26 protein-coding genes are annotated in these 25,633 nt (G+C 60.8%); 17 read left to right on the forward strand and 9 right to left on the reverse strand.

What is annotated here, in order from left to right; all coding sequences use genetic code 11:
• Positions 1 to 1,593: a murein biosynthesis integral membrane protein MurJ gene (murJ, locus tag ACYU81_RS09095; RefSeq protein ID WP_460987334.1), complete on the reverse strand. Its 1,593-nt coding sequence runs from the start codon at positions 1,591 to 1,593 to the stop codon at positions 1 to 3.
• A gap of 134 nt (positions 1,594 to 1,727) precedes the next feature.
• Positions 1,728 to 2,228, reverse strand: a complete 501-nt coding sequence (secB, locus tag ACYU81_RS09100; RefSeq protein ID WP_460987336.1) for a protein-export chaperone SecB — start codon at positions 2,226 to 2,228, stop codon at positions 1,728 to 1,730.
• A 186-nt stretch (positions 2,229 to 2,414) separates the two neighbouring features.
• Here secB and ACYU81_RS09105 point away from each other — a divergent pair, with 186 nt between their 5' ends.
• The 4 genes from ACYU81_RS09105 (at position 2,415) to ACYU81_RS09120 (ending at position 6,643) form a co-directional block, all read left to right on the forward strand.
• A complete protein-coding gene (locus ACYU81_RS09105; RefSeq protein ID WP_460987338.1) occupies positions 2,415 to 3,071 on the forward strand; it encodes a Tim44/TimA family putative adaptor protein in 657 nt (218 codons plus the stop codon).
• Positions 3,068 to 4,321: a murein transglycosylase A gene (gene mltA, locus ACYU81_RS09110; RefSeq protein WP_460987340.1), complete on the forward strand. Its 1,254-nt coding sequence runs from the start codon at positions 3,068 to 3,070 to the stop codon at positions 4,319 to 4,321. The genes ACYU81_RS09105 and mltA overlap by 4 nt, the downstream gene beginning before the upstream one ends.
• A 12-nt stretch (positions 4,322 to 4,333) precedes the next feature.
• Positions 4,334 to 4,867 (forward strand): Smr/MutS family protein, encoded by a 534-nt coding sequence (locus ACYU81_RS09115; RefSeq protein ID WP_460988151.1) that lies wholly within the window; start codon positions 4,334 to 4,336, stop codon positions 4,865 to 4,867.
• 99 nt (positions 4,868 to 4,966) lie between these two features.
• Entirely contained in the window at positions 4,967 to 6,643 is a 1,677-nt protein-coding gene (locus ACYU81_RS09120; protein ID WP_460987342.1) for a putative bifunctional diguanylate cyclase/phosphodiesterase, read from the forward strand.
• Between the two features lie 3 nt (positions 6,644 to 6,646).
• On the opposite strand, the gene dapE is transcribed toward ACYU81_RS09120, so the two are convergent.
• Positions 6,647 to 7,789 (reverse strand): succinyl-diaminopimelate desuccinylase, encoded by a 1,143-nt coding sequence (gene dapE, locus ACYU81_RS09125; protein WP_460987344.1) that lies wholly within the window; start codon positions 7,787 to 7,789, stop codon positions 6,647 to 6,649.
• A gap of 50 nt (positions 7,790 to 7,839) precedes the next feature.
• On the opposite strand from dapE, the gene ACYU81_RS09130 reads away from it, so the two are divergent.
• Entirely contained in the window at positions 7,840 to 8,283 is a 444-nt protein-coding gene (locus ACYU81_RS09130; protein ID WP_460987346.1) for a cupin domain-containing protein, read from the forward strand.
• Between the two features lie 26 nt (positions 8,284 to 8,309).
• Complete coding sequence (locus ACYU81_RS09135; RefSeq protein ID WP_460988152.1) at positions 8,310 to 9,314, forward strand: S66 peptidase family protein; 1,005 nt, start codon at positions 8,310 to 8,312, stop codon at positions 9,312 to 9,314.
• Positions 9,315 to 9,319: 5 nt separating this feature from the next.
• On the opposite strand, the gene ACYU81_RS09140 is transcribed toward ACYU81_RS09135, so the two are convergent.
• Genes ACYU81_RS09140 through ACYU81_RS09150 form a run of 3 tightly spaced genes read right to left on the reverse strand, consistent with a single transcriptional unit; the run spans position 9,320 to position 10,650 of the window.
• Positions 9,320 to 9,679 carry a hypothetical protein gene (locus tag ACYU81_RS09140; RefSeq protein WP_460987348.1) on the reverse strand — a complete coding sequence of 120 codons (360 nt, stop codon included), beginning with the start codon at positions 9,677 to 9,679 and terminating at the stop codon, positions 9,320 to 9,322.
• Between the two features lie 45 nt (positions 9,680 to 9,724).
• The gene (locus tag ACYU81_RS09145) at positions 9,725 to 10,189 is read right to left on the reverse strand and encodes a vgr related protein (protein WP_460987350.1); all 465 of its coding nucleotides are present in this window, start codon (positions 10,187 to 10,189) and stop codon (positions 9,725 to 9,727) included.
• Complete coding sequence (locus tag ACYU81_RS09150; protein ID WP_460987352.1) at positions 10,186 to 10,650, reverse strand: copper chaperone PCu(A)C; 465 nt, start codon at positions 10,648 to 10,650, stop codon at positions 10,186 to 10,188. Before ACYU81_RS09150 ends, ACYU81_RS09145 begins: the two co-directional genes overlap by 4 nt.
• A gap of 173 nt (positions 10,651 to 10,823) precedes the next feature.
• On the opposite strand from ACYU81_RS09150, the gene dnaK reads away from it, so the two are divergent.
• Both dnaK and dnaJ read left to right on the forward strand, forming a co-directional pair.
• Positions 10,824 to 12,722, forward strand: coding sequence for a molecular chaperone DnaK (dnaK, locus tag ACYU81_RS09155; protein ID WP_460987354.1), 1,899 nt, complete (start codon positions 10,824 to 10,826; stop codon positions 12,720 to 12,722).
• 98 nt (positions 12,723 to 12,820) lie between these two features.
• Positions 12,821 to 13,960, forward strand: coding sequence for a molecular chaperone DnaJ (dnaJ, locus tag ACYU81_RS09160; protein WP_449470996.1), 1,140 nt, complete (start codon positions 12,821 to 12,823; stop codon positions 13,958 to 13,960).
• A 150-nt stretch (positions 13,961 to 14,110) separates the two neighbouring features.
• Here the strand turns inward: dnaJ and ACYU81_RS09165 are convergent, their stop codons facing one another.
• The 3 genes from ACYU81_RS09165 to ACYU81_RS09175 form a co-directional block, all read right to left on the reverse strand.
• The gene (locus tag ACYU81_RS09165; RefSeq protein ID WP_449470998.1) at positions 14,111 to 14,449 is read right to left on the reverse strand and encodes a hypothetical protein; all 339 of its coding nucleotides are present in this window, start codon (positions 14,447 to 14,449) and stop codon (positions 14,111 to 14,113) included.
• Between the two features lie 342 nt (positions 14,450 to 14,791).
• Positions 14,792 to 16,594, reverse strand: a complete 1,803-nt coding sequence (locus ACYU81_RS09170) for an acyl-CoA dehydrogenase C-terminal domain-containing protein (protein WP_460987356.1) — start codon at positions 16,592 to 16,594, stop codon at positions 14,792 to 14,794.
• 35 nt (positions 16,595 to 16,629) lie between these two features.
• Positions 16,630 to 17,040 (reverse strand): MerR family transcriptional regulator, encoded by a 411-nt coding sequence (locus ACYU81_RS09175; RefSeq protein ID WP_449471002.1) that lies wholly within the window; start codon positions 17,038 to 17,040, stop codon positions 16,630 to 16,632.
• 97 nt (positions 17,041 to 17,137) lie between these two features.
• On the opposite strand from ACYU81_RS09175, the gene ACYU81_RS09180 reads away from it, so the two are divergent.
• The 9 genes from ACYU81_RS09180 to ACYU81_RS09220 all read left to right on the forward strand — a co-directional run bounded on the left by ACYU81_RS09180 (position 17,138) and on the right by ACYU81_RS09220 (position 25,533).
• A complete protein-coding gene (locus tag ACYU81_RS09180) occupies positions 17,138 to 17,548 on the forward strand; it encodes a DUF2946 family protein (RefSeq protein WP_460987358.1) in 411 nt (136 codons plus the stop codon).
• A 53-nt stretch (positions 17,549 to 17,601) separates the two neighbouring features.
• A complete protein-coding gene (locus tag ACYU81_RS09185) occupies positions 17,602 to 19,650 on the forward strand; it encodes a TonB-dependent receptor family protein (RefSeq protein ID WP_460987360.1) in 2,049 nt (682 codons plus the stop codon).
• A 65-nt stretch (positions 19,651 to 19,715) separates the two neighbouring features.
• Positions 19,716 to 21,335: an NAD(P)/FAD-dependent oxidoreductase gene (locus ACYU81_RS09190; RefSeq protein WP_460987362.1), complete on the forward strand. Its 1,620-nt coding sequence runs from the start codon at positions 19,716 to 19,718 to the stop codon at positions 21,333 to 21,335.
• Positions 21,336 to 21,834: 499 nt separating this feature from the next.
• Entirely contained in the window at positions 21,835 to 22,110 is a 276-nt protein-coding gene (locus ACYU81_RS09195; protein WP_460987364.1) for an energy transducer TonB family protein, read from the forward strand.
• Between the two features lie 54 nt (positions 22,111 to 22,164).
• The gene (locus ACYU81_RS09200; RefSeq protein WP_460988153.1) at positions 22,165 to 22,482 is read left to right on the forward strand and encodes a DUF6894 family protein; all 318 of its coding nucleotides are present in this window, start codon (positions 22,165 to 22,167) and stop codon (positions 22,480 to 22,482) included.
• Positions 22,454 to 23,170: a Crp/Fnr family transcriptional regulator gene (locus tag ACYU81_RS09205; protein WP_460987366.1), complete on the forward strand. Its 717-nt coding sequence runs from the start codon at positions 22,454 to 22,456 to the stop codon at positions 23,168 to 23,170. Before ACYU81_RS09200 ends, ACYU81_RS09205 begins: the two co-directional genes overlap by 29 nt.
• A 125-nt stretch (positions 23,171 to 23,295) precedes the next feature.
• Positions 23,296 to 24,867, forward strand: a complete 1,572-nt coding sequence (locus tag ACYU81_RS09210) for a GAF domain-containing sensor histidine kinase (protein WP_460987368.1) — start codon at positions 23,296 to 23,298, stop codon at positions 24,865 to 24,867.
• Between the two features lie 25 nt (positions 24,868 to 24,892).
• Positions 24,893 to 25,261 carry a response regulator gene (locus tag ACYU81_RS09215; RefSeq protein ID WP_449471016.1) on the forward strand — a complete coding sequence of 123 codons (369 nt, stop codon included), beginning with the start codon at positions 24,893 to 24,895 and terminating at the stop codon, positions 25,259 to 25,261.
• A complete protein-coding gene (locus ACYU81_RS09220) occupies positions 25,258 to 25,533 on the forward strand; it encodes an Hpt domain-containing protein (protein WP_460987370.1) in 276 nt (91 codons plus the stop codon). Before ACYU81_RS09215 ends, ACYU81_RS09220 begins: the two co-directional genes overlap by 4 nt.
• Positions 25,534 to 25,633 lie beyond the last annotated feature (100 nt).

A 25,633-nucleotide genomic window follows, 5' to 3' on the forward strand; every position in this document is an offset into this window, starting at 1 on the left:
CTATCCATTCTCTTGGGTCGTGGTTGAACCCCGTCGGCGCATGAGTGCCTTAAGGTCGGACACCCGATAGGCGCCAGTCAGGAAACAGGCTATCCCGTAAAGCGCTATCCCCGCGCCGACAAGCACGGCCAGCGCAAGATAACGCTGGATCATTGCCCCCGCTAACCATGGTTCAAGGAGGCTTTCGCCCGCGACAAGCGCGCCGCCCATGACGAGTGCTGCCAGCGCAAGTCGAGGAAGCCTTCGGCGCAGCTGCGCATCAGCGATGAAATGGCCGCGCTTTACCAGCGTTGCATAAAGCATGGCGACATTGACGGTCGAGGACATCGCAGTCGCCAGCGGCGGGCCTACATGCCCGAGCAGGGGGATTAGTGCGATATTGCCGATGATGTTGATGAGGATGGATAGCATCGCATAACGCACCGGCGTTTTGGTGTCGCCACGCGCATAATAGCCGGGCGTCAGAACCTTCACGAGCACATAGGAGGGGAGGCCGATCGAGAAGGCGGACAATGCCCAGCCACAGCGACGCGCATCCTCAACGCTGAAGCGGCCGTATTGAAAAAGGCCGCGAACGATCGGCTCGGCAACCGTGATGAAGGCGATCGTCGCGGGCAATGTGAGAAAGAGAGCCAACTCCACGCCGCGATTTTGCGTTTCCATGGCCACCTGCTCCTGCCCCGTCGACAGAAGCCGGGAAATGGTCGGCAGCAATATGGTGCCAAGGCCGATCCCGATCAGTCCAAGCGGCAGTTGGTTCAACCGATCGGCGTAGTAGATATAGGTGATCGACCCGGAGGCTAGCAGCCAACCGGACAAGGCAGTGGAAATAAGCAGGTTGATCTGCGAAGCGCCAGCACCGGCGGCAGCTGGCACGATAAGACGCAGCAATTCACGCACGTCACCGTCAAGACGGGGGCGTTTGATCTTCATCGATACGCCCGCGCGACGGCAGGCCCAGACCAGCCATAAGAGTTGCAACGCTCCGCCCACAGTGACCGACATGGCCTGGACACGAGCCGTTTCATATTCGTCCGCCCCGTGAAAAAGCCACAGCCCGCCGATCATTGCGATATTAAGCAATATCGGCGCGGCGGCATTCACCCAGAATTTATCGAGCGAATTCAATATGCCGCCCAGCAACGAAGCAAGGCTTATCAGCGCGAGATAGGGCAGGGTGATGCGCGACAACAGCACCGCGAAGGCAAACTGCTCCGGCGTCGGGTTTTGGCGCGAGAAACCGCCAGACAACAGCCAGGTGATGGGGTAGGCCGCAGCAATCAGGATGACGGTGAAAAGAATAAGCACCGGCAGCAGGACGGCAAGCGCACGTTCTGCGAAATGGTAACCGTCCGCGACACCGCCCGGCCCTGCCGCCTTGCGGTTGAACATCGGAATGAAGGCTGCGGAAAAGGCGCCCTCCGCAAACAGGGCGCGAAACATGTTGGGCAGGCGAAAAGCTACGCCATTGAAGGCGTCCGACGCAAAGCCTGCACCGACATAGCGCGCGGCCAATGAGTCACGGACCAGCGCGAGCACCCTGCTGGCGAGCGTCAGCCCGCCTACCGAGCCAAGCGCCTTGACCAACTTCATGGGGTTATCTCTCCCGCCGAGCGAGGTTGGGCTGGTCCGTTCTGCCTACGGCCGAAGCGCAGGGCAGACCGCTTACTCCGCTTACCGCAAGCTTGGCGAGCCCAGCGGGAGCGGAGTGCGGCCTCATATGTGCTTCAGGCGTGACCAGCCGGTTCGCCTGCGGTTTGTGCGATCGCCTGAGCCTGCTGCTCGTAAAGTCCACCGAAATCGATCGGGTCCAGCAACAGCGGCGGGAAACCGCCATCGCGGATCGCATCGGCCAGAACGCGGCGGGCGAAGGGAAAGAGCAGGCGCGGCGCTTCTGCCAGCATGAAAGGCTGAAGCTGTTCGTCCGGCACATTGCGCATGCCGAAGAGCGCGGCGTACAGCAGTTCGACCGCAAATGCCGTGCCCTGCGGAGCGAGCGCCTTCACCTCGATTTTCAACGAAACTTCCACGACTTCATCACCGACCTTGTCAGCTCCGATGTTGAACTGAACATCGATTTGTGGCTGGTCCGGCCACTGATAGACGGCAGGCGAATTAGGGTTCTCGAACGAGAGATCCTTCACATATTGGCTGATGAGCGCGATCTGTGGGCTCGTGTCGGCGCCGTTACCCGCGCTGGTCTGGATCGTATCGGCTTCGTCGGCCATTTGAGTTCCCTGAATTTCCTGTTGGTCCGGGGGCAACCGGCCCCAAGACGTTGGCCCGTGCGCTTAGCAGGGGCGGCGGGGCAGGGCAATGCCGCCGCCGAAAGGCGCCATTTGAATATGGGCGGAAACATGCCTATGTTGATTGCGTTGTCGTTTTCAGATCTAGTCTAAAGGGTTCTTTGCCCCGTGTATGTAATCGTGATCCTCGCCCTCATCGCCGGTTTTCTGGCGTTGCGGCTCTACTCCGTACTGGGAAAGCGGACGGGGCATGAGCAGGAACCTGCGTTGCGTTCGGCTGAGGACAGGGCGAAGGTAACTGTTCTTCAGCCTCGCACGATGACGGACATGGCCGGTGATTCGGTGCGGTTGGCCGATGGCTTGATTGCCCAAGGTGGCGAAGCTGGCGTGCGTGCATTGATCGCGGCCGACCGGAATTTCGATGTCCCGCAATTTGTCGAGGGTGCAAAAGCAGCCTACAAGATGGTGCTGGAGGCATTCTGGCGGGGCGATCGTTCGGAACTGGAATGGCTGTGCGATGCAGAAGTGCTGACCTCTTTTGAGGAAGCGATCGCACAGCGTGAGGCGGCTGGTCATGTGCTCGACAACCGGCTTGTTCGCATCGAAAAGGCGCAGATCGTGGGGGCCAGCGTCGATGGACGTGTTGCCGAAGTTTCGCTTCGTTTCGAGGCCGATATTGCAGCGGTGACCAGGGACAAGGACGGCAATGTCGTCGCTGGTTCGTTGACCGATGCGGTGAGCACCAACGATATCTGGACATTCACGCGCGACCTGCGCAGCACCGATCCCAACTGGAAGCTTAGCGAAACCGACGAGGCGGCATGAACTTCAGGCAGCCGTGGGCAGCGCTGTCGGCTGCGCTGCTCTTGTCGGCATGCGCGGGCGGTGTCATCCCACCCGGAGCGACAGGTCCTGCCCCTTCGAGACCAGTGCGCGGGTCCAAGGCCCCGGTCAGCGCAGTTCCCGCGACGCCGCGCCCCGCTTTACCGTCCGCGACGCCATCGACCGAGGCTGCCGACAATTTAACTGCGGTCGCCGCCGGAGTTACGCGTGGTCCCGACATTGCGCCACTGATCCAAGCGGGAGAGCGTTCACGCAAGGCGCTGGAGGCATTTCGTCTTTCCTGCCCGTCGCTGATGAAGCGCATCGATCAGAGCGGCCTTACAAGAGGATCGGACTGGAACAATGCCTGCGCTGCCGCGTCCAGCTGGCCTGAAGCCAGCGCCAATGAATTTTTCGCCCGCTATTTCGAGGCGGTGCAGGTCGGTCCCGGCACAGCGTTCGTCACGGGATATTATGAGCCTGAAATCTCCGGGTCGCGAAATGAGCAAGCAGGCTACCAGATCCCGATCTATCGCCGTCCGCCCGAGCTGATCGACGTCAGTCTTGGCTTGTTCAGTGACAGTCTCAAGGGCAAGACCATCCGCGGCAAGGTGCAAGGGAGCAATTTCGTCCCCTTTGACGAGCGTTCCCAAATCGTCGCTGGAGCGCTGGCTGGTCGCGGACTCGAACTTGCGTGGGCGGCGGACCCGGTCGAATTCTTCTTTCTTCAGGTGCAGGGCAGTGGACGTCTGCTGCTGCCCGGTGGCGATGTCATGCGGATCGGCTATGACGGGCAGAATGGCCGCGATTATGCTGGCATCGGCAAGCTGATGAAGGATCGCGGACTGATCCAGGCGGGATCGATGCAGGATATCATGGCATGGTTGCGCGCCAACCCGGTGGAGGGCGCGCAGATCATGAATGAAAACAAGAGCTTCGTGTTTTTTCGCGAACTGGCAGGGCCGGGGCCGATTGGCGCCATGGGGGTGCCGGTGACGGCTGAGGCGACCGTCGCCGCTGATCCGCGATATGTCCCGATGGGCGCGCCGGTGCTGCTTTCGCTTGATCGCGCGGAGCCCAATGGCGTCTGGATTGCCCAGGATACGGGCGGTGCCATCAAGGGCGCCAATCGGTTCGACAGTTTCTGGGGTGCAGGTAGCCGAGCACGGTCGATCGCCGGGGGCATGTCGGCACGCGGTAGCGCGCTGATCTTGCTGCCCGTTGGATCGGCGGCGCGGCTGACGTCACAATAATTGCGGCTGGCGATGGCCCGTCGGCATCTTTCCTCTGACGAACAGGCGCTTTGGAGCGCTCTTACTCGATCCGTTCGCCCACTGCGGCCTAGTGGGCATAAAGTCGATATGACTGAGCCTGTCGCAACGGTGCCAGGCAGCCGAGCTTTGCCGCCTGTTCCTTCGCGGCCTATGGAAACACGTCCATCCCGCTCCCCGGCAGCTATTCTCGATAATGGATGGGAGCGCCGTATCCGTGGCGGGACACTGGCACCGGACGTGGCAATCGACCTCCACGGTCACACCCTCTCGAGCGCGTATGCAATGCTGAATCAGGCGCTTTCGTCCGCATTGGCCCGTGATTTGCGCATCCTGCTCGTGATTACAGGGAAGCCTCCCAAAGCTGCTGTTCCAAACCGAGAATCTCGGCGGGGCGCAATCCGGGGTGAGATCGGTCACTGGCTTGAAACCAGCCCCTTTGCAGACCGGATCGCAAGCGTCAGACAGGCCCATCCCCGCCATGGCGGCGACGGAGCTATCTACATCATATTGCGGCGCAAAAAATAGCCGTGCGAAGGTCTGCCACTGACCTTTTCTTAACCAGCATCCTCCATAAGCATCCCGATCCGTGGCTCATTATCGAGCTACGCTCTGGGCAGGAGGCACATGCAGGGCGTGACATTGAAAAGCCGCGCCACCGCCTTCGCCTGCGCCGCGGGAGCGCTGGTGTTCATCCTGTCGCTTGTGCTTGGGCAGGATCAGGCCAATGATATCCTGGGTATCGGCAGATCGCTGATCGTCGCGATCCTTTGCGGCACATTGAGTTGGGCTTCAGCGCGCCAGACGGTCGCCACGACCGCGAGCGCCATTGATGTCGCAACCGAAAGGCTGATCGCCGCTGCCCATGGTGATCTGCAATCGTCCGTACCGCCCGAGATCGCCGTCGAATTGCCCGATTTGTCGGTGGCGATGACCAGCCTGTTCAGTCAGGTCCGCACCAACCTCGACCATGTGCAAACGCTCGCATTGTTTGACCAGGTGACGGGCCTTGCCAACCGAACCAGCTTTTGCCGACAGGTTGAAAGGTTACTTGCCGAGCGGGAAGAGACCTGTGCAGCGGCGCTGTTCTTTATCGATCTCGATGGCTTCAAGGGGGTGAATGACACGCTGGGCCATGCTGCGGGCGACCAACTGCTCGCTCGTGTCGCCGGACGTCTCCGCGAAGTCGTGATGGCGCAGGTCAGTGCAGGCATGAACGATGCGGTCATCGGTCGGCTCGCGGGTGATGAGTTCACGATGTTCTTCCCCCAGTTGCCCGGACCCGAGGCTGCGAGCCGGATCGCGCGCGCTATTCAATTCGCCCTGAGCGAGCGCTTCGATCTGGGCAGCCAGCATATCGAGTTGGGCGCATCGATCGGCATCGCCTGTTACCCCGATCACGGCGATACCCTCTCTGCCCTGCTGCGATCCGCCGATATCGCCATGTATCATGCCAAGCACCGGGGCCGGAACCGGGCCGAGATGTTCACTGCCGAACTGGCGCTGGAAGCCGCCGACCGCGCTGAACTGGAGCGGGATTTGTTGCTGGCGCTGCAACGGGACGAATTTATTCTGGAGTTCCAGCCGCAGGTGGAGGCTGTGAGTGGCCGGGTCGTCACGGCCGAAGCCTTGATCCGCTGGGCACACCCCGAACGTGACATGGTCATGCCGGGCTTCTTCGTACCTGTCGCGGAGGAAAGCGGCGCCATCGTGGCGTTGGGCGATTGGGTAATGAGCCGCGTTTGCGAAACGGCGGCGCGTTGGTCGAAGGCCGAGATCGGGCAGCGCATCGCGGTCAACATCTCGTCACGGGAACTGTCCCAAGCGGATTTCTTCCTGCGGCTGCGGCACGCCATGGCGGCGCATAAGACCCCGCCGCACATGCTGGAGCTGGAAATTTCCGAATCGCTGGCGATGGGAATGGACGAGCGGGTGCGTGCGCAGTTGAAAGCGCTGCGTGAGGAAGGCGTGCGGATCGCCATCGATGATTTCGGTACTGGCTATTCCAACCTGTCCCGCCTTAAGGAGCTGCCCGTCGATCGGGTCAAGATCGACCGGAGTTTGGTGCGCGACATCGCCGTATCAGCCGAGGCACGTACGATTTGCAGTGCCGTTGTCGGCCTCATCCAGGGGCTGGGGATGGAGGTTGTGGTGGAGGGTGTCGAATCGGAAGCGCAAATGGAAATGCTGCGCGTTATCGGTTGCACGCTGTTCCAGGGATATCATTTTGCCCGACCCACCAGCGAGCAGGATTATCTGGCCCGCTTTGCACCAAAGCAGGCCATCCAGCGCCGAATGGTTTGAAGATCAGGCCGCTAGGGCCCGGCGGACAATAAGCGCGTATATGCGCGTCAGATCTTGCAGGTCCTGCACGGCCACTGCCTCATCCAGCTTGTGCATCGTCGCATTATTCAAGCCGAATTCGACTACTGGGCAGAGGCGCGACAGGAAACGCGCGTCCGAAGTGCCACCAGTAGTGGAAAGCTCCGCTTCCACCCCGGTCACTTCTCTGATCGCTCCTGCGACAAGACTGGACAAGGCTCCGGGTTCGGTCAGAAATGGTTCGCCGCTGATCTTTGCGGTGACGGTGCCGCCCTCCGCTGCGGCGATCGCGTTGATCCGTTCAATCAACTGCGCGCCACTATGTCGATCATTGAAGCGGATGGAGATGCGCGCATTCGCTGCGGCTGGAATGACATTGGTTGCGGAGTTGCCGACTTCCAGGTCGGTGATCTCGATATTGCTTGGCTGAAACCAGTCGGTGCCTTCGTCCAGCACCACGGCATCTATGGCGGCAAGAATGCGAACGAGCCGTGGCACGGGATTGTCGGCCAGATGCGGATAGGCGACATGCCCCTGCACTCCGTCAACCCGGATCCACATGTTCACCGAACCGCGTCGGCCCACTTTGATGACGTCTCCGAGCCGCTGGGATGACGTGGGTTCACCAACCAGGCAGAGATCGGGCCGTAGTCCATGCGCGGCCATGCGATCCATGAGCGCCAGCGTGCCGAAAACCGCAGGGCCTTCTTCGTCGCCAGTGATGATGAGGCTGACCGTACCCGGCAGGTCTTCCGGAATGCTGGCAAGCGCGGCGACGAATGCAGCTATCGACCCCTTCATATCGACCGCGCCGCGACCGTAGAGCAGGTCGCCGCGAAGCTCGGGCGTGAATGGGTCGCTTGTCCAGCCATCCCCGGGCGGCACTACGTCCAGATGCCCGGCGAAGGCGAAGTGCGGACCCGCTCCGGTCGTCCGCCAGGCGAGCAGATTTTCGACCGGACCGTCAGGCTCCTCCCCCACAACAAAGCGGTCTACCGTGAAGCCGAGCGGGACCAGCATCGCCTCCAGCACGGCGAAAACCTCACCCCGCGCAGGCGTTACCGAAGGACATGCAATCAGCTTTCGTGCTATGTCCACTGTGTCGGCATTGGTGCTGGTCATGCTCATGGGGCTGCGTTAGCGAAACCCGAGCGCCTTTGCCAGCGGAGGAAGAGATCATGCCCAAGATCGATCTTGCAGCCATAGAGCAGAACAACAGGACCGGTTATCCGGCACCTTATTCTGGGGCAGTCGATGGACGCTGGGTGCGAAAGCTCGGCCATGGTTGCGGGCTCGCCGATTTTGGCATCAGTCATGTGATATTGAAACCAGGCGCGGCTTCATCGCAGCGGCACTGGCATGAGGACGAAGATGAATTCGTCGTCATGCTGAGCGGGCAGGCCGTGCTGATCGAAGAAGAAGGCCGCTTTTCTATGCAGGCAGGTGACATGGCAGCTTTTCCAAAGGGAGAGCCGAATGGGCACCAGCTTATCAATGAAAGTGAGGGCGATTGCGAGTTCCTGGCTTTCGGGCGAGTGCCGCAGGGGGACGCGCATTATCCTGACATCGATCTTAGATGGTCGATGGGAGGCTATCGGCGCAAGGATGGGAGCGCTTTTTGAGCGGCTATCCGGGCTTCGACAGGCGGATGATGCTGGCGGGCATGGGGACCGCCCTGTTGGCCGCCAAGGCACCTGTTCCAACCCTCATCAAGCCGCCACGTTTGCGTCCGGGCGATGTCGTGGGGCTTGTTGAGCCTGCGGGCTTTACGGATGATATGTTCGATCTGGCTGTCGTGCGGGAAACGATATTGGCGATGGGGTTGAAGCCCAAGCCGGCCCGGCATCTGGTCGAACGACATGGCTATCTGGCGGGCAAGGACGAGGACCGGGCCGCCGATGTGAACGCGATGTTTGCCGATCCGGAGGTCCGGGCCGTGTTTGCTGTTCGAGGCGGATGGGGATGCGCGCGCATCCTGCCTCATCTGGACTTTGCAACGATTCGCGCGAACCCCAAACTGCTGATCGGATTCAGCGACATAACAGCGTTACACATGGCCTTTGCGGCGCGAGCGGGTTTTACGACGATCCATGGACCCAATGCCGCAAGCAGCTGGCCGCAATTCAGCTGGGACGCCTTTCGCGCGATTGCCTTTGAAGGTGCCACACCGACCTTGATCAACCCGCAGCCCAAGGAGGACCGGCTGGTTCCATTGGGCGGACGCATCCGGACCTTTGGCGCAGGACGTGCCAGCGGGCGATTGCTGGGCGGTAACCTGACCGTGCTGGCGGCCATGATGGGCACGGGCTGGCTGCCAGACTTTGCGGGTGCCATCCTGTTTCTGGAGGATGTGGATGAGGCACCCTACCGGATCGACCGGATGCTGACCCAGCTGTCGCAGGCAGGCATTCTCGGCAAGGTAGCGGGCGTGGTGTTTGGTCAGTGCACGAGCTGTAGCGCGCGCGAGCCGTCCTATGGCGGTTTCACCTTGTCCGAAGTGCTACAGCAGCATTTCGGCCCCCTTAGCGTTCCAGCATTTCAAGGCGCTGCCATAGGTCATGTCGCGAGCCAGTTCAGCCTGCCGTTGGGCGTGCGCGCTGAAATTGATGCTGATGCGGGGAGCATCCGTTTGCTGGAGGCGGCGGTTAGCTGAGGATTTCAGTCCGCTTCGTCTGAGGGACGGATGTACGCTCCGCGTCCATCGGGCGGGATCAGTTCGTTGCCCCGGATGGTTAGTGTCAACGTATTGAAACCGGGCTGCGGCACGTCTTTCGTCGGTTCGGCCAGCAGCCGGACGGTGTCATCCACCTCCTGCCAGCGTCCTTCGGCGAAAAGATCAAGAGCGCCGTAGACGAGATACCATTGAAACCGCCCGTCCGGCCGGAGCATGAGTTCAGATCCGGTTTCCATGACACCACGAAGATAATAATGGCCCGCACACTGAGTGGGCGAAGGCTCTGCCAAGGCTGGCGTGGCGAAGAAGGCCGCCAGCGGTAGGAATGGTGCGATCAGCCGCATGCGGGCCAAGATAACAGATTTTGGCGACGAAAACCTGTCTTACGACTAGGCCCGGCTGAAGGGGAGTAGCTCTTCATAGACATGCAGCGGCGGCTTGCCCTCCACGCGTGCGCCTTTCCGCATCAGAAACGCATGGCGGACGATCTCCGCCTGTTGTTCAAGTCCATACCCCCCGAAAGGCCGACCCTGCACAATGTCGTAACCATAGCGGCAGAAGGGATGGCGCATCAGCGGCAGATACCATTTGCCGCCCCTCTGAGCTTGCCAGACATGGGTCATCTCGTGGATGAAATGACCCTGCAAGTGCAGCCCCTGGTCGCAGAAATCCGCGCAGAAGAGGCCGCTTTTTGGATTGAACCAGAGATGGCCGTCCGGCGACATCGTCACGCGGGCGGGCTGAAATGGCCACCATTTACGATTGTGAGCCCGCACCTGATCATAGAGTATCGCATCGCCGAAGACCGAGCGGGCAAGCATGATTTCTCCCTGTGTAAGGGCGCGGCTGCTCAATGCTTGCTGGACTCCTCGGCCTTGGGCGTCGGCGCGCCAGGCTTCTGGATCGCGGCATCGACCAGCAGGCGGTCGCCATTGGCGAGGAGGAAGGTCAGCGTCATCTTGCCCCGGCTGATAGCCGTATCATTGACTCCCCAGATCATCAGATGCTTGCCGCCCGGCGCGAAGGCGACCTTCGTCTTAGCGGGAATGTCGACTGAATCGATCTTCTGCATCATCATTATGCCGTCATGATCCATGCTCTCATGCATCTCTACCTTGAGCGCGTAATCGGTAAGCACGCCGCGTAGTTGCGTCGCTGCGTCACCGCCATGCACCACGAAATATCCAGCCGATGGCGTATCCTTGTTGGGGCTCAGGCGGACCCAGGCCTGGTCGATATAGGTCGGTGCAGGATCGCCGCATGCCGCAAGCGTGAAAGGAGCGGCAAGGGCAAAGAGGCTGAAGAGTGCGCGCATCAGGAGGCTTTCGTGACTGTCTCGTTTCCGGTCGGTTGTTACGGTAATCGCCCGCGCTTCTTGTGCCAAGAAAGATCACGCCTATATCCCATCCGCAAACGGCCTTGCCTTGGCGCTTTCGTGAGGTATGGGGCCGTCAACCGCTGAATGAAATTGGGGTTTAAGAGGACAAGATGGGAAAAGTAATCGGCATTGACCTTGGCACCACCAACAGCTGCGTGGCTGTGATGGATGGCGGCAAGCCCAAGGTGATCGAAAATGCGGAAGGCGCGCGCACCACGCCGTCGATCGTGGCCTTCACCAAGGATGGCGAGCGCCTGATCGGCCAGCCTGCCAAGCGCCAGGCCGTCACCAATCCAGACAACACGATTTTCGCGGTGAAGCGCCTGATTGGCCGACGCTTCGACGATCCGACCACCAAGAAGGACATGGAGCTGGTCCCCTATCACATCGTGAAGGGCGGCAATGGCGACGCATGGGTTCAGGCGGGCGGCAAGGATTATTCGCCTTCGCAGATTTCTGCCTTCACGCTTCAAAAGATGAAGGAAACCGCCGAGAGCTACCTCGGCGAGACGGTCACGCAGGCGGTCATCACCGTTCCCGCTTACTTCAACGACGCCCAGCGTCAGGCGACCAAGGACGCCGGCCAGATCGCTGGCCTGGAAGTGCTGCGCATCATCAACGAGCCGACCGCTGCTGCACTCGCCTACGGGCTTGAGAAGCAGGACGGCAAGACGATCGCGGTTTATGACCTTGGCGGCGGCACCTTCGACATCTCGATTCTCGAAATCGGCGATGGCGTGTTTGAGGTGAAGTCGACCAACGGCGACACCTTCCTTGGCGGTGAAGATTTCGACGCCAAGCTGGTCGAATATCTGGCCGAAGGCTTCAAGAAGGATGAGGGCATCGACCTCACCAAGGACAAGCTGGCCCTTCAGCGTCTAAAGGAAGCGGCCGAGAAGGCGAAGATCGAACTGTCCTCGGCGCAGTCGACCGAAGTCAACCTGCCTTTCATCACCGCTGACCAGAATGGCCCCAAGCATCTGGTGAAGAACATCACCCGCGCCGATCTGGAGCGTCTGGTGACGGACCTCATCAAGCGCACCATGGAGCCTTGCAAGAAGGCTATGGCCGACGCTGGCATTTCCGCGAGCGAGATCAGCGAAGTCGTCCTCGTCGGCGGCATGACCCGCATGCCCAAGGTGCGCGAGGCCGTGAAGGAATTCTTCGGTAAGGAACCGCACACCGGCGTCAACCCGGACGAAGTCGTCGCCATGGGCGCGGCCATCCAGGCGGGCGTGTTGCAGGGCGACGTCAAGGATGTGCTGTTGCTCGACGTCACCCCGCTGTCGCTCGGCATCGAGACGCTGGGCGGCGTGTTCACCCGCATGATCGACCGCAACACCACCATCCCGGCCAAGAAGTCGCAGGTTTACTCGACCGCTGACGACAATCAGCAGGCGGTGACGATCCGCGTGTTCCAGGGCGAGCGTGAAATGGCGGCGGACAACAAGCTGCTCGGCCAATTCGATCTGGTGGGCATCCCGCCCGCGCCGCGCGGTGTGCCGCAGATCGAGGTCACCTTCGACATCGACGCCAACGGCCTCGTCAACGTCCATGCCAAGGACAAGGGCACGGGCAAGGAACAGCAGATCCGCATCCAGGCTTCGGGCGGCCTCAGCGACGCCGACATCGACCAGATGGTCAAGGACGCCGAACGCTTCGCCGAAGAGGACAAGAAGCGGCGTGAAGGCGCAGAGGCCAAGAACAATGCCGAAAGCCTGATCCACACCACCGAGCAGCAGCTTTCCGAACATGGCGACAAGGTGGAAGCGGCCCTTAAGTCCGAGATCGAAACCGCGATTGCCGCGACCAAATCCGCTGTCGAAGGCGGCGACGCCGAAGCGATGAAGGCCAAAGCGCAGGAACTCGCCCAGGTTGCGATGAAACTCGGCCAGGCGATCTACGAGAAGGAACAGGCTCAGGCCTCGGCTCCGGGCGCTGAAGCTCCGAAGGCTGATGACGATGTCGTGGACGCCGAATTTTCGGAAGTAGACGACAACAAGGCATAAGGCCCGATGAAACGGTTCTCGACTTCGCTCGAACCGAACGGTTATGGTAGCCGTTCGTGCCGGGCGAAGCCGAGGGACGTGCGCGCGCCGGGGGCGAGATGAGTAGCGAATTGGACTATTACGAATTGCTCGAGGTCGAGCGCACCGCCGACGCGGGCGTGATCAAGAGCGCCTATCGCAAGCTGGCGATGAAATATCACCCGGACAAGACCGGGGGATGCAGCGACGGCGAAGCGAGGTTCAAGGCGGTTTCCGAAGCCTATGAGTGCCTGAAGGACCCGCAGAAGCGCGCGGCCTACGATCGCTACGGTCACGCTGCCTATACCAATGCCCAGAATGGCGGCGGTGGCGGCTTCAACGGGCGCGGAGGCGCGGGCGGCTTTTCCGACCTCGGCGATATTTTCGAGACGATCTTCGGCCAGAGCGGCTTCGGCGGTAATGGCGGGCGTCAGGCGCAGCGGCGCGGGGCGGACCTGCGCTACGACATGGAGATCACGCTCGATGAAGCCTATCACGGCAAGAAGACCGAGATAGAAATCGAGGTCTCGGCCTCCTGCGAAAGCTGCGACGGTTCGGGCGCGCAGCCCGGCACCGGCGTCAAGGCCTGCGGCACCTGCGGCGGTCATGGCCAGGTACGGGCGCAGCAGGGTTTCTTCGTCGTCGAGCGCACTTGCCCCGGCTGTCACGGCGCGGGGCAGGTGATCGAAAGCCCCTGCCGCACCTGCCGCGGCGAAGGCCGGGTGGACAAGCCCAAGACGCTGTCCGTCAACATCCCCGCCGGCGTCGATGAAGGTACCCGCATCCGCCTCTCCGGTGAAGGCGAAGCGGGCGCACGCGGCGCACCTGCGGGCGACCTCTACATCTTCCTGCATGTGAAGCGGCATACGCTCTTTGAACGGGACGGCACGACCCTGTTCTGCCGCGCGCCGGTCAGCTTCACCACGGCGGCGCTCGGCGGTTGCATCGAAGTGCCCGGCCTCGACGGCCAGCGTCACGAGATCAAGATCCCGAGCGGCATCCAGTCCGGCAAGCAGATCCGCCAGCGCGGCGCGGGCATGCCGGTGCTGAACGGCCGGGGACAAGGCGACCTTGTGATACAGGTCGATGTCGAAACCCCGACCCGCCTCTCCGCCAAGCAGAAGGAACTGCTTGAGGCTTTCCGTGATACGGAAACCGGTGAGGAATGCCCACAGTCGACGGGCTTCTTCAGCAAGCTCAAGGAATTGTGGGGCGACTAAGCGCGCGCCGTCTCAGACCTGAAAATCAGAAGGCCGGGCGCAGCATCATCTGCCCCGGCCTTTTTGCATCAGCTGGGCAGAACTCGTTTCTCTCCCCGGTGAACGTTCGTTTCGTCGCCCGACGGTCAACCACCAATGCCAGACAGGCGGTTATTGTTGTGGTATGCTTAAGCGTTGTTCTACCATAGACAAAAATCGCTTCAGGCGCTCTTCTGCGCCCCTGTAGTGCGGGCATGGAAGCCCGATGGCGATGATATCTTCGTTGTTCAGATATTCAGTGCCGTGGCTCGCTACGATTGCGGCCCTTATCCGGTCTTGGCGTGCTTTATACTGCTGATTGTAGAGGCGTTTCGTGCGCTCAGCAGACATGCCTTTGCAGCGCATCTCGTTGAATGCGTCGTGCGACAATGCATTTCGGAAAACATCGAAATTTTGAAAAGGCGGGGCATCGACGACGGCGGGAGAAGCCAGCGAGGTCAGCAGATACATCCAACTCATGCCCGACTAATATCACGCCGCCGGAGACGGGCAACGTCCGCCAACCACCCATTTCCTGTCATCCAGCGTAAGCTGGGATCTCATGAGGCTAAGCTGTGCCCTGTCGTGAGAGATGCCAGCTTGCGCTGGCATGACGGAAGGATATCCGCTCACGACCCAATCAGAAATGCCTTTCCGCACATGAAAGGGGTAGCGGAGGGGGCCAGCGACCCGCTGCAAAGCAAGGCGAATGTCACGAAAGCCCACCCCCGGCCCCTCCGGCCAGCGGGAGGGGGGTGGCAACAAACCCAGCCATTTCGTCATCCCCACCTGTAAAGAATGAGAGTGCCTCGTTCAGGCCGCCAAAAACATGTCGGGATCGATCGCCATCAGGCTCTCGGCGCCACCCTCGATCTTCCGCCGCAGCGCGCCCGCATCCGGCATCACCCGCTCAGCAAAAAAGCGCGCCGTGACCAGCTTCGCCTCCAGATAGCGCGCATCCCCTTCGCCCGCTTCCAGCAGCGCAGCAGCTGCCTTCGCCATGCGCAGCCACATAAGGCCGGTCGAAACGATGCCCAGGATATGCATATAATGTACCGCGCCAGCCCCTGCATTATTAGGGTTCTGCATCGCATTCTGCATCAGCCACATGGTCGCCGCGCCCAGCTGCCCGCTTGCCTTCTCCAGCGCCTCGGCCACGCCAGCCAGCTTCTCATTACCCTTCGCCTGCGCGACCTCGTCCGCGACGATTTTCAGGAAAGCCTGCAGAGCCCGGCCGCCATTCATCGGCAGCTTGCGGCCGACCAGGTCCATCGCCTGCACGCCGTTGGTGCCTTCGTAGATTTGGGCAATACGGGCGTCGCGTACATATTGTTCGGCGCCATTTTCCCAGATGTAGCCATGACCGCCGAACACCTGCTGGCACATGACCGCAACGTCGAAGCCCTTGTCGGTGCCATAGCCTTTCAGCACCGGGGTCAGCAGCTGGACGAGATCGTCGGCGGCCTGCCGTTCCTCCTCCGTCGCGGCGTGCTGCGCCAGATCGACCTGCATAGTGCCCCACAACATCAGCGCGCGCAGCCCCTCGGTCAGCGCCTTCGCCTCCATCAGCATGCGCCGCACATCCGGGTGGACGAACAGCGTATCGGCTTTTTCGTCTTTGTCTTGTGGGCCGGTCAGTGCGCGGCCTTGCCGCCGGTCGCGCGCATAATGGACCGCGTTCTGGAACGCGATTTCCGCCTGGCCGAGGCCCTGCATGCCTACCCACATGCGCGCGGCGTTCATCATGATGAACATGGCGGCGAGGCCCTTATTCTCCTCGCCCACGATCCATCCCTTGGCGCCATCATAATTCATGACGCAGGTGGCGTTGCCGTGGATGCCCATTTTGTGTTCGAGCGATCCGCACGATACCGCGTTGCGCTCACCCAGTGAACCATCGTCATTCACCAACAGCTTGGGCACGACAAAGAGGGAGATGCCCTTGCTGCCTTCGGGCGCGTCCGGAGTCTTGGCGAGCACCAGGTGGATGATATTCTCGGTAAGGTCCTGCTCGCCGGAAGAAATGAAGATCTTCGTGCCGGTGATCAAATAGCTGCCGTCACCCTGCCTCACCGCCTTGGTCTTGATGAGGCCAAGGTCCGTGCCCGCATGGGGCTCGGTCAGGTTCATCGTGCCCGTCCATTTGCCAGACACCATGTTGGGGAGATATTTCTGCTTCTGCTCTTCGCTGCCCTTGGCGAGCAGAGCGGACACGGCCCCGCTGGTCAGGCCATGATACATTTCGAAGCTGTGATTGGCCGACAGCACATATTCGCCAACAGCAGACGCGACAATATTGGGCAGGCCTTGTCCACCATATTCGACCGGCGCGTGCAGCGTGGTCCATCCACCTTCCACATAGGTGTCGAATGCCTGCTTGAAGCCCGGCGGCGTCGTGACGCTGCCATCCGGGTTTCGAACGCAGCCTTCCTTGTCGCCGACGGCATTCAGCGGAAAGAGTACTTCCTCAGCAATCTTCGCGCCCTCTGTGAGGATGGCATCCACCAGATCCGGCGTCGCGCTCTCAAAGCCGGGCAGATTGGTGTAGCGATCAAGGCCCACCACATGGTCGAGTATGAAGCGGGTTTCGCGAATCGGGGCGGAATAGCTGGGCATCAATCTTCTCCGGTTATCTTTTTAGTCGCGAATGTTCAGGGCTTGTCGAGAGCTGCGACAAAGCCCGAAAGTTCCGCGATGGCAGCATCTATGTCGCTTTTCTGGCGGGTGAGCAGTTCGATGCGAGCCTTGCATTTGGCGACTGTGACGCGCCGCTGCTCCTCATGTTCCTCATCCGCATCGTAAAGGTCGATCATTTCGCGGATCTCGGCGAGGCTGAAGCCGACCCTTTTGCCACGCAGGATCCAGGCAAGCCGAGCGCGGTCACGGCGCGAATAAATGCGGGCGAGGCCGTGGCGTTCCGGTGCGATCAGCCCTTCATCCTCATAGAAACGCAGGGCGCGGGCCGTGACGCCAAACTCCTCCGACAGGTCGGTGATGGTGTAGCTTTGCCGTTCTTTGTTGTCGGGCAATTCGATGCCCGCGATGCCGCTGCGCTGATCCATGGCGTCTTAGCTAGGAAAGCTTTACGTTAACGTCAAGTGCGATCTGCGGCAATTTGCCCTGATGACAGTCGGGCCTTGGGAGGTTAAGCGGCGCCTTATGACGGGGGCAATCAGACGATCGGAAGTCGCGCGGGGCTTGCTGGCCGCGTTGGCGCTGCTTGTCCTGGCCATCCAGTTGATTACGCCTGCCGGTTTCATGCCGGTTCGTACGGATCGGGGCGTGATGGTGACGCTCTGTACGGGGCAGGGCGCGGTCAGCGTCCTGGTCGATCGCGATCAAGCGCCGGGGAAAGAACATCATTCGCAGGATGACGGCGTCCCGGTTCAACAACATTGCTCCTTCGCCGCCTCGGTTCAGCCGGTGGTTCCGCCGCTGATTTTGGCCGATCTGCCGTTGCCAGCGTGGCAGACTGTTTTCGGGCCTATCGCATTCGCGCTCAAGACGGGACTGATCGCCCGACTTGCCGCACCCCCCCCGCCATCATCCGGTCCTCCTCTGTCCTCCTGAAGCTGTCGGTTATCCTGCGCTGAGCGCGGCACGATTTTCTTGAGGATGAATTCATGTCTACATTTACCGCTTTGCGCAGCGTGTCGCTGTGCGCTCTTGCCTGTTCGCTGCTTTCCACGCCAGCTTTCGCTGATGAAGCTGGTGACCAGGGCCGTATCATCGTAACCGCCAGTCCTACAGTAGAAGATGCCGTTACCCATATAAGCCGGACGGCGGGCGGCGCCGATGTCGTTGCTGCCAAGGATTTCGAAGACAAGTTGGCCGTATCGCTGCGCGACGCGCTGGCCTTCTCCGCAGGTGTCTACACGCAACCGCGCTTTGGCCAGGAGGTGCGCATTTCGATACGCGGTTCCGGACTGTCGCGGAGCTTCCATATGCGGGGCCTGACGCTGTTGCAGGATGGCATCCCGATCAACATGGCCGACGACAACGGAGACTTTCAGGAACTGGATCCGCAGGTGTTCCAGCATCTGGAGGTCTATCGCGGCGGCAATGCGCTGCGACTTGGCGGATCGACTTTGGGTGGCGCCATAAATGCGGTGACACCGACCGGACGGACGATGCCGGGCGCGGAATTGCGCATAGATGGCGGCTCGTTCGATACGCTGCGTGCGAAGGCGGCCTATGGTTATGCCGATGCTCGTGGTGACGCTTGGGCATCCATTACCGCCGACAGGTCCGATGGGGACCGCGCTCACGGAGAGAGACGCGCTTTGCGTTTCAACGGCAATGTTGGGATCAAGCTGAACGATCGGGTGGAAACCCGTTTCTATGTCAGCGCCCAAACGATCCGGCAGAAGCTGTCGGGAGCGCTGACCGAAGCGGATGCGCTGAATGACCCGGCCAAGGGCAACTTTGCAGGTGATCAGGCGCGCAACATCGATTCCATCCGGTTTCAAAACCGTACCACGGTTGAACTGGACGGCGGTCAATTGGCCTTCGGCGCCTATTTCAATGCGAAGGCTCTAAATCATCCCATTTATCAGGTGGTCGATCAGAAATCAGAGGATCGTGGACTGTTCGCCAGCCTTGACCTTTCGGGAGAGGTGCGGGGGCTTCCGGTCGAACTAACGCTGGGGACGCAGGCACGTTTTGGCCATGGTGATTTCCGGCAGTTTGTTAATATCGACGGCAAAGCGGGCGCTCTCACGTCCATGCAAAAGGCGCGGGCGCAGACGATCAACAGCTATGTGGAGGCCAGGATCGCTCCGGTTCAGGGCTTATGGCTGATCGCAGGTGGCATCTATACGCATGGTGAGCGGCGGCTGGACAATCGCCTCGTGCCTTCACGCAGCGGCGAGGCGAAATTCGATAGCTTCGCGCCTAAAGTCGGGCTTCTGTATGCACCCTCTCAGGCGGTGCAGGTCTACGCAAATTACAGCCGGTCTGTGGAGTTGCCTGGCTTCATCGAACTGGGCCAGATTGCCGCTGGACCAAGTGGGCCACTACCCGGTTTCACGCCACTCGATGCGCAGCGGGCCTGGACGGCGGAAATTGGCACGCGTGGCAGCATGGGGCCAGCCCGTTGGGACATAAGCCTCTATCGCGCGGACCTGAAAGGCGAGTTGCTGCAATATAATGTCCAGCCGGGCATCATCCCGGCCGCGACATTCAACGCGGGCCGGACGCGGCACCAGGGCATCGAAGCTGCGCTGGACCTAACCCTCGCGCCGTGGGCGACGTTGCGCCAGGTCTACCAGTATAGCGACTTCCGTTTTCGTAATGACGCGCAATTTGGCGACAACCGCCTCCCCGTCGTGCCACGTCATTTCTACCGGGCGGAAGTTAAGCTGGGAACCGATCGCGCCAGCATCGCTCCGGCTGTGGAATGGGTGCCGCAGGGTGCTTGGGTCGATTATAGCAATAGCAAGCGGGTTGATGGCTATGCGACGTTCAACATCGGGGCGCAGGCGCAGTTGACGAAGGGCGTCAGCCTGTTCGTCGATGCACGCAATCTGACGGGTAAGCGAGCGATAGGCGATATCGGAGCGCTCGTAAGCTACAAACCGGACGATCCATCGATCCCTGGGAACCAGGCCAGTGCGGCCTTCTATCCCATCGAACGTCGGGCGGTTTACGCGGGCCTGCGCGCGCGTCTCTGAAAAGGCAGCGGCCTATCCTCATGAGGGGGTGGAGCGGGGCGGTAAATGCGGCTAGAGGCGGCGCCATGTTGCGTCTCTCCGGCCTCAAGCTGCCCCTCGACCACCCGGCCGATGCGATGCCTGCCGCCATTTGCGAGCGGCTGGGAATTGAGGCATCGGACCTCGTCCGTCACGTCATCGTGCGCCGGGGCAATGATGCCCGGCGGAAGAGTGCAATCCAGCTGGTTTATACTGTCGATGTCGAGCTGGTGGACGAGGCCGCGGTGCTTGAACGGCTTGGGGATGACCACGACGTGCGCCGTCGCCCGGACACCGACTACCGCTTCGTCACGCATGCGCCACAGGGCTGGTCGGGGAAACGCCCGGTCGTGGTGGGCGCAGGCCCATGTGGACTTTTCGCGGGACTGATCCTCGCGCAGATGGGCTTCCGGCCCATAATCCTCGACCGTGGCAAGGTTGTGCGGGAGAGGACCAAGGATACCTGGGGTCTTTGGCGGCGAGCCGAACTGAATCCCGACAGCAATGTCCAGTTCGGGGAAGGCGGCGCGGGCACCTTTTCGGATGGCAAGCTCTATTGCCGCGTGAAGGACCCGCGATTCCTGGGCCGCAAGGTGCTGGAGGAATTTGTCGCTGCGGGCGCGCCTGAAGATATTTTGACCGAAGCGCATCCCCATATTGGGACGTTTCGCCTCGTCAGCATGGTCGAAAGCCTGCGCCGCCAGATCGAGCAACTGGGCGGCGAATATCGCTGGCAGCACAAGGTCGATGAACTGGAGATGGAGCGGCAAGGCGACGGAACGCAGCGCCTGCGCGGACTGCACCTTTCCAACGGCAGCTTTATAGAGGCCGACCATGTTGTGCTTGCCGTCGGACACAGCGCCCGCCCGACTTTCGAGATGTTGCACCGGCGCGGCGTTCATATCGAAGCCAAGCCATTTTCAATCGGGGTGCGGATCGAGCATCCACAAAGCTGGATCGATCGAGCCCGCTACGGCAATTGCGCGGGTCACCCGGTACTTGGAGCGGCGGCCTACAGCCTTGCGCATCATTGCGAGAATGGCCGCACCGTTTACAGCTTCTGTATGTGTCCCGGCGGGCGCGTGGTCGCTGCCACGTCTGAAGAAGGACGTGTCGTCACCAACGGCATGAGCCAATATAGCCGTGCGGAATTCAACGCCAATTCAGGCCTGGTGGTTGGCGTAGAGCCGGAGCGGGATTTTCCGGGAGGGCCTTTGGCGGGCATCGACCTTCAGCGGCATTGGGAAAGCCAGGCCTTTGTCGCAGGCGGCTCTTCCTACTGGGCTCCAGGCCAAAAGGTCGGCGATTTCATGGCGCGGCGTCCCTCAGAAGCGCTCGGGGAGGTCATCCCTTCCTACAAGCCGGGCGTCACCATGACCGATCTGTCCCTTTGCCTGCCTGACTTTGCAATCGACGCCTTTCGCGAGGCGCTGCCCGCATTTGGCCGACAGATTGCCAATTATGATCACCCTGATGCGGTCATGACCGGTGTCGAAACCCGAACCTCATCCCCCATCCGCATCACACGAGGCAAGGATTTTCAGAGCCTGAATGTGGCCGGACTTTACCCCGCTGGCGAAGGCGCGGGCTATGCAGGCGGCATATTGTCGGCGGCCATTGATGGCATCAAGGTTGGGGAAGCCGTCGGCTTGGCGATTTCCGCCTGAGTCGTGCGGCGTTGCCGTAAGGTAAATCCATCAAAATCCAATGAGGGTAGCGGTTTAACGCTGTCTTTTGCCAAGCTAAAACAAGTTAAGCGGGTAAATTACTTTCGATCGATAAATTAAGCTCCGATGAAATAATTCTTATGCCCATGACTTCATTGGCGATAATTTGTTACCCGGCCACGCGGCTTTGCAATATATAAGCAGCCGCTGCTCTCGGCTGGTCCGACGCTGCCGCAGCGGCCTTTCAGTAAAAATTGCTAGAGAAACAGAGGAGGCCTCTATGTATGCCAAGCCTGTGATGGCGGCGCTTTGCGTCTGCTTGGCTGTGCCGATGGCGGCAGATGCTAGGCAGGGATCTGGGCAACTGACGGTGGTAGCACCCGATAAAAGCGCAATAAGCTATGAAAAGTGGACGGATCGGACAGCATCAAGATTGTCGCGGAGCATCCGCCAGGCAACTTCCCTTTATCGTGATGGAGCATCGATCGGATATTCCCGCGTGCAGTTCCGTCTGGGAGAACAAGGGCGGCCGGAGAATATTTCTCTGGCGGGCTCTTCGGCATCCCGCAGTGTCGATCGCATATCGATGCGCGCTATCCGATCGATGGGATCGCTTTACCCCTTACCGCAGGAGGTGCGCCCTGGGTCGAAGTTCGAGGCATGGGTGATTGTGGCGAATGATGCGACGGACAGGGACAACATGCTGAGCAGTTTGCGCGCTCAACACTTTGCGCAGGCGGCGGCCGATCGGCCGATCCTCCTCGCGGCGCGTTAAATAGCAGAAAAGTCGGCTCCAAGCGCGCGGCATGAAGTGTGCGTCTTGAGCTGCGTGAAACTTACCGTCAAAGGCGGCGTTCCCCATGCCATGCGCCGCCTTCATTTCGATCTTCACAATGGCACCGGCTTTACCCGCGATGACGAGGGGCGGGAGTTGGCCGAAGAGGCTGATGCCCGCGCTCTTGCCGTAAGCAGCATACGCTCGATCCTGAGCGAGGAAGTGCTGATGGGCGTCGTCGATCTGACGGGCTGGATCGACATAAGGAGTGATTCTGGCGTACAGATGGGACGAGTGTCCTTCAGCGAGGCTGTGTGTCTCCGGCTCGCCCCAGGAGACCGCGATGGTAGAGGCTCATCTCGCCAAACTTAGATTCCGTCACCCGTTATCTCCGGAAGAGGAAGAGGCCATCCGGGCGATCACGCCGCCGGGCCGTCATGTGCCTCGCAACAGCATTATCGTGCATGAGGGCGAACCTCTTGAGGCCAGCACATTGCTGCTCGAAGGGGTGATGTGCCGCTTCAAGGATTTGGCGGATGGCAAGCGGCAGATCACGCAAATCCACCTAGCGGGCGACTTTGTCGACATTCATGGCTTCACGCTGAAACGGCTGGAGCATGATGTCATGACGCTGACGGATTGCGTCGTGACCCTGGTGCCCCATGAGCAAATCCGCCAGTTGATCGAGCAGTGGCCGCGTATCGGCCGTCTGTACTGGTTCAGCACAAACCTGGATGCGTGCATGAGCCGCGAATGGGAATTGTCGCTCGGTCAGCGTTCGGCGGCGGGCCGGATGGCGGCTCTTTTTTGCGAACTATATGTCCGTCTACAGGTGATCGATCAGGCGAGCGACCGGTTCTATATCGGGATGAGCCAATCTCAGCTCGCCGACAGCCTTGGTATGACTTCGGTCCATGTAAACCGCACGCTCAGATTGCTCCGCGACCGGGGGCTTTTGAAATATCAGCGGGGCGAAGCGCAGATCCTTGATCTTGAGGGTTTGAAGGCCCTCGCGGAGTTCGACGCGCGCTATCTCTACCTCGATCCTGATCCGCTTTGACATTGCTTCTCAAGGAAGGTGTTGATTTCGTTGCAGTTAAGGTGTCGATTGGTGCCGTGATCATAAGCGGGACTTGAGGACCGATGCCAACGATGCAGGAGCGGCAGCCCAAGGATGCCCAAGGCATGAAGCCTCCCATTCCGGGGGACGAGGCCGATCGGTTGCGAGCGCTGGAACATTACCGGCTTGGCGGCATCGGTCGGGAACGCCCGTTCGACCATATAACCCAGTTCGCAGCTGACCTGTTCGATGTGCCCATGTCGCTGGTGTCGATCGTGGGATCAGACACGCAATGTTTTCGCGGCGCGTGCGGGATAGATGAAACCCATACCTCGCGGGATGTCGCCTTTTGCGCCTTCGCGATCCTGCAACCGGAGGTCATGGTGGTGCCGGATGCGACGAAGGATCCGAGGTTTAGCGGCAACCCATTGGTCACAGGGCCGCCGCACGTCCGCTTCTACGCCGGTGCGCCCTTGCGGGTGGCCAATGGCCAGCCGCTTGGGACCTTGTGCATCGTCGATTACAAGCCGCGTGATTTCAGCGAGGCACATCGGCAGCGGCTCGCCCAGCTGGCACGGACGGTGATCGACCTCATCGAATTGCGGGTCGAAGGATTTGCGGCTGACGAACATCGGCGCAAGCTTGATGACGAACGCCAGTTGCTGAAGCTAACAGTGGAAAACGTCAGTGGCGGCGTCGCGGTGGTGGATCGGGACCTGCGGCTGATGCTGTGGAACCAAGCCTTTGTCGATCTGTTCGATTATGATCCCGATAGCGTGACGGGCGGAAGGGACGCACGTGAGCTTATCCGCCTGACCGCACAGCGCGGCGAACTGGGCCCCGGTGACCCGGATCAGATCGTCGCGGGCTTCGTCGATTCTATCCGCACCAGCGACAGTCGTCGGTTGGAGATTCAGCGCCGGAACGGTCGCATCCTCGATATCCGCCGGGAATCGATCCGTGGGGGGCGGTTCATCATGACGGCGCGGGATGTGACGCAGGAACGGCAGATCAGCCGCCTGAAGGACGAACTGGTATCGACCGTCAGTCATGAATTGCGGACGCCGTTGACCGCTATCTCCGGTGCATTGGGACTAATGGCGGGTGGCGCCGCTGGCGAATTGCCTGACAGGGCCAAACAACTGGTCGCGATCGGCAGCAAGAATGCGGAGCGGCTGATCCATCTGGTCAATGACCTGCTGGACATGGACAAACTTCAGTCGGGGAAGCTGGTCTTCCATTTCGACGGGCGGGAATTGGGCTTGCTGCTGATCGAGGCGATCGAGCAGATTGAGCCATATGCCGAGCGCTTCAGTGTTAAGCTTGAATTCGACCGCCCGGCCGAAGCGGTCGTTGCGAAGGTTGATGGCAATCGCCTGTGTCAGGTGATGACCAACCTACTGTCCAACGCTTGCAAATTTTCGCCCTCGGGTGGGACGGTGCGTGTTTCCCTTGAGCGGGCGGGGGACGTCGCCCGGATCAGCGTTGCTGACAAGGGGCCGGGGATTTCGCCGGAGTTTCGCGCGCGGCTGTTCAAGCGTTTTGAGCAGGAGGACGGTGCGCATCAGCACGGCCATGCGGGCACAGGTCTCGGCCTCGCAATCAGCAAAGGCATCGTAGAGGCGCATGGCGGAAGCATCGCGATGGATTCCGCGGCGGAAACAGGGGCGACGTTTATTGTCGAATTGCCACTGTGATGCCGAATTGACAGAAAGGCCCGAGTTGACCCGCATTCTTTATGTCGATGATGAGGCAGACCTGCGGGAGATCGCGGCCATGTCGCTTGAGCTGGACCCGGAGTTCGAGGTGCGAACGGCGGCCTCGGGTGCGGAAGCGTTGGAGCAGGCGAGACAGTGGCAGCCTGCTCTCATCCTGCTTGACGTGATGATGCCGGGCATGGATGGGCCTGCGACTTTGGCGGCGTTGCAGGTTGAGCCCGCCACCGCGACAATTCCCGTCGCATTCATCACGGCCAAAACTCATCCACGGCACGTGACGAACCTCAAGGCCCTCGGTGCGCGAACCGTGCTTGCCAAGCCGTTCGATCCGATGAGCCTCGCGGGGACCGTGCGGACATTGCTGGAGCCATGAGTGATGCGGAAGCGCAAATGCAGAAGTTGCGACAGCGCTTCCATGAGCGGGCCGCGTCCGATCGGAGCGCCATCATTTCGGCGCTTGAAGCAGGGGATCGCTCCCGCCTTTTGCATCTCGCCCATGGACTGGCGGGCGTGGCCGGGATTTTTGGCTATGCCGATATTGGCGGCCATGCGTCCGCGTTGGAGGAGGCTTTGGACGCGGGCGTTGGTGATGTGGCCGTAAAGGAGTTTGGGCAGGCGCTTATAGAAGCGCTGGGGCGCGTTTAGGGTCGACTGATCCAGACGTACTCAGGCAGGCTGCTCCGCTGTATCCGTATAGAAAAGGGCGGCATCCGAAGATACCGCCCTTGTTCCAGCTGAGCTGGAT

Source organism: Sphingobium sp. TomTYG75, assembly GCF_054771635.1.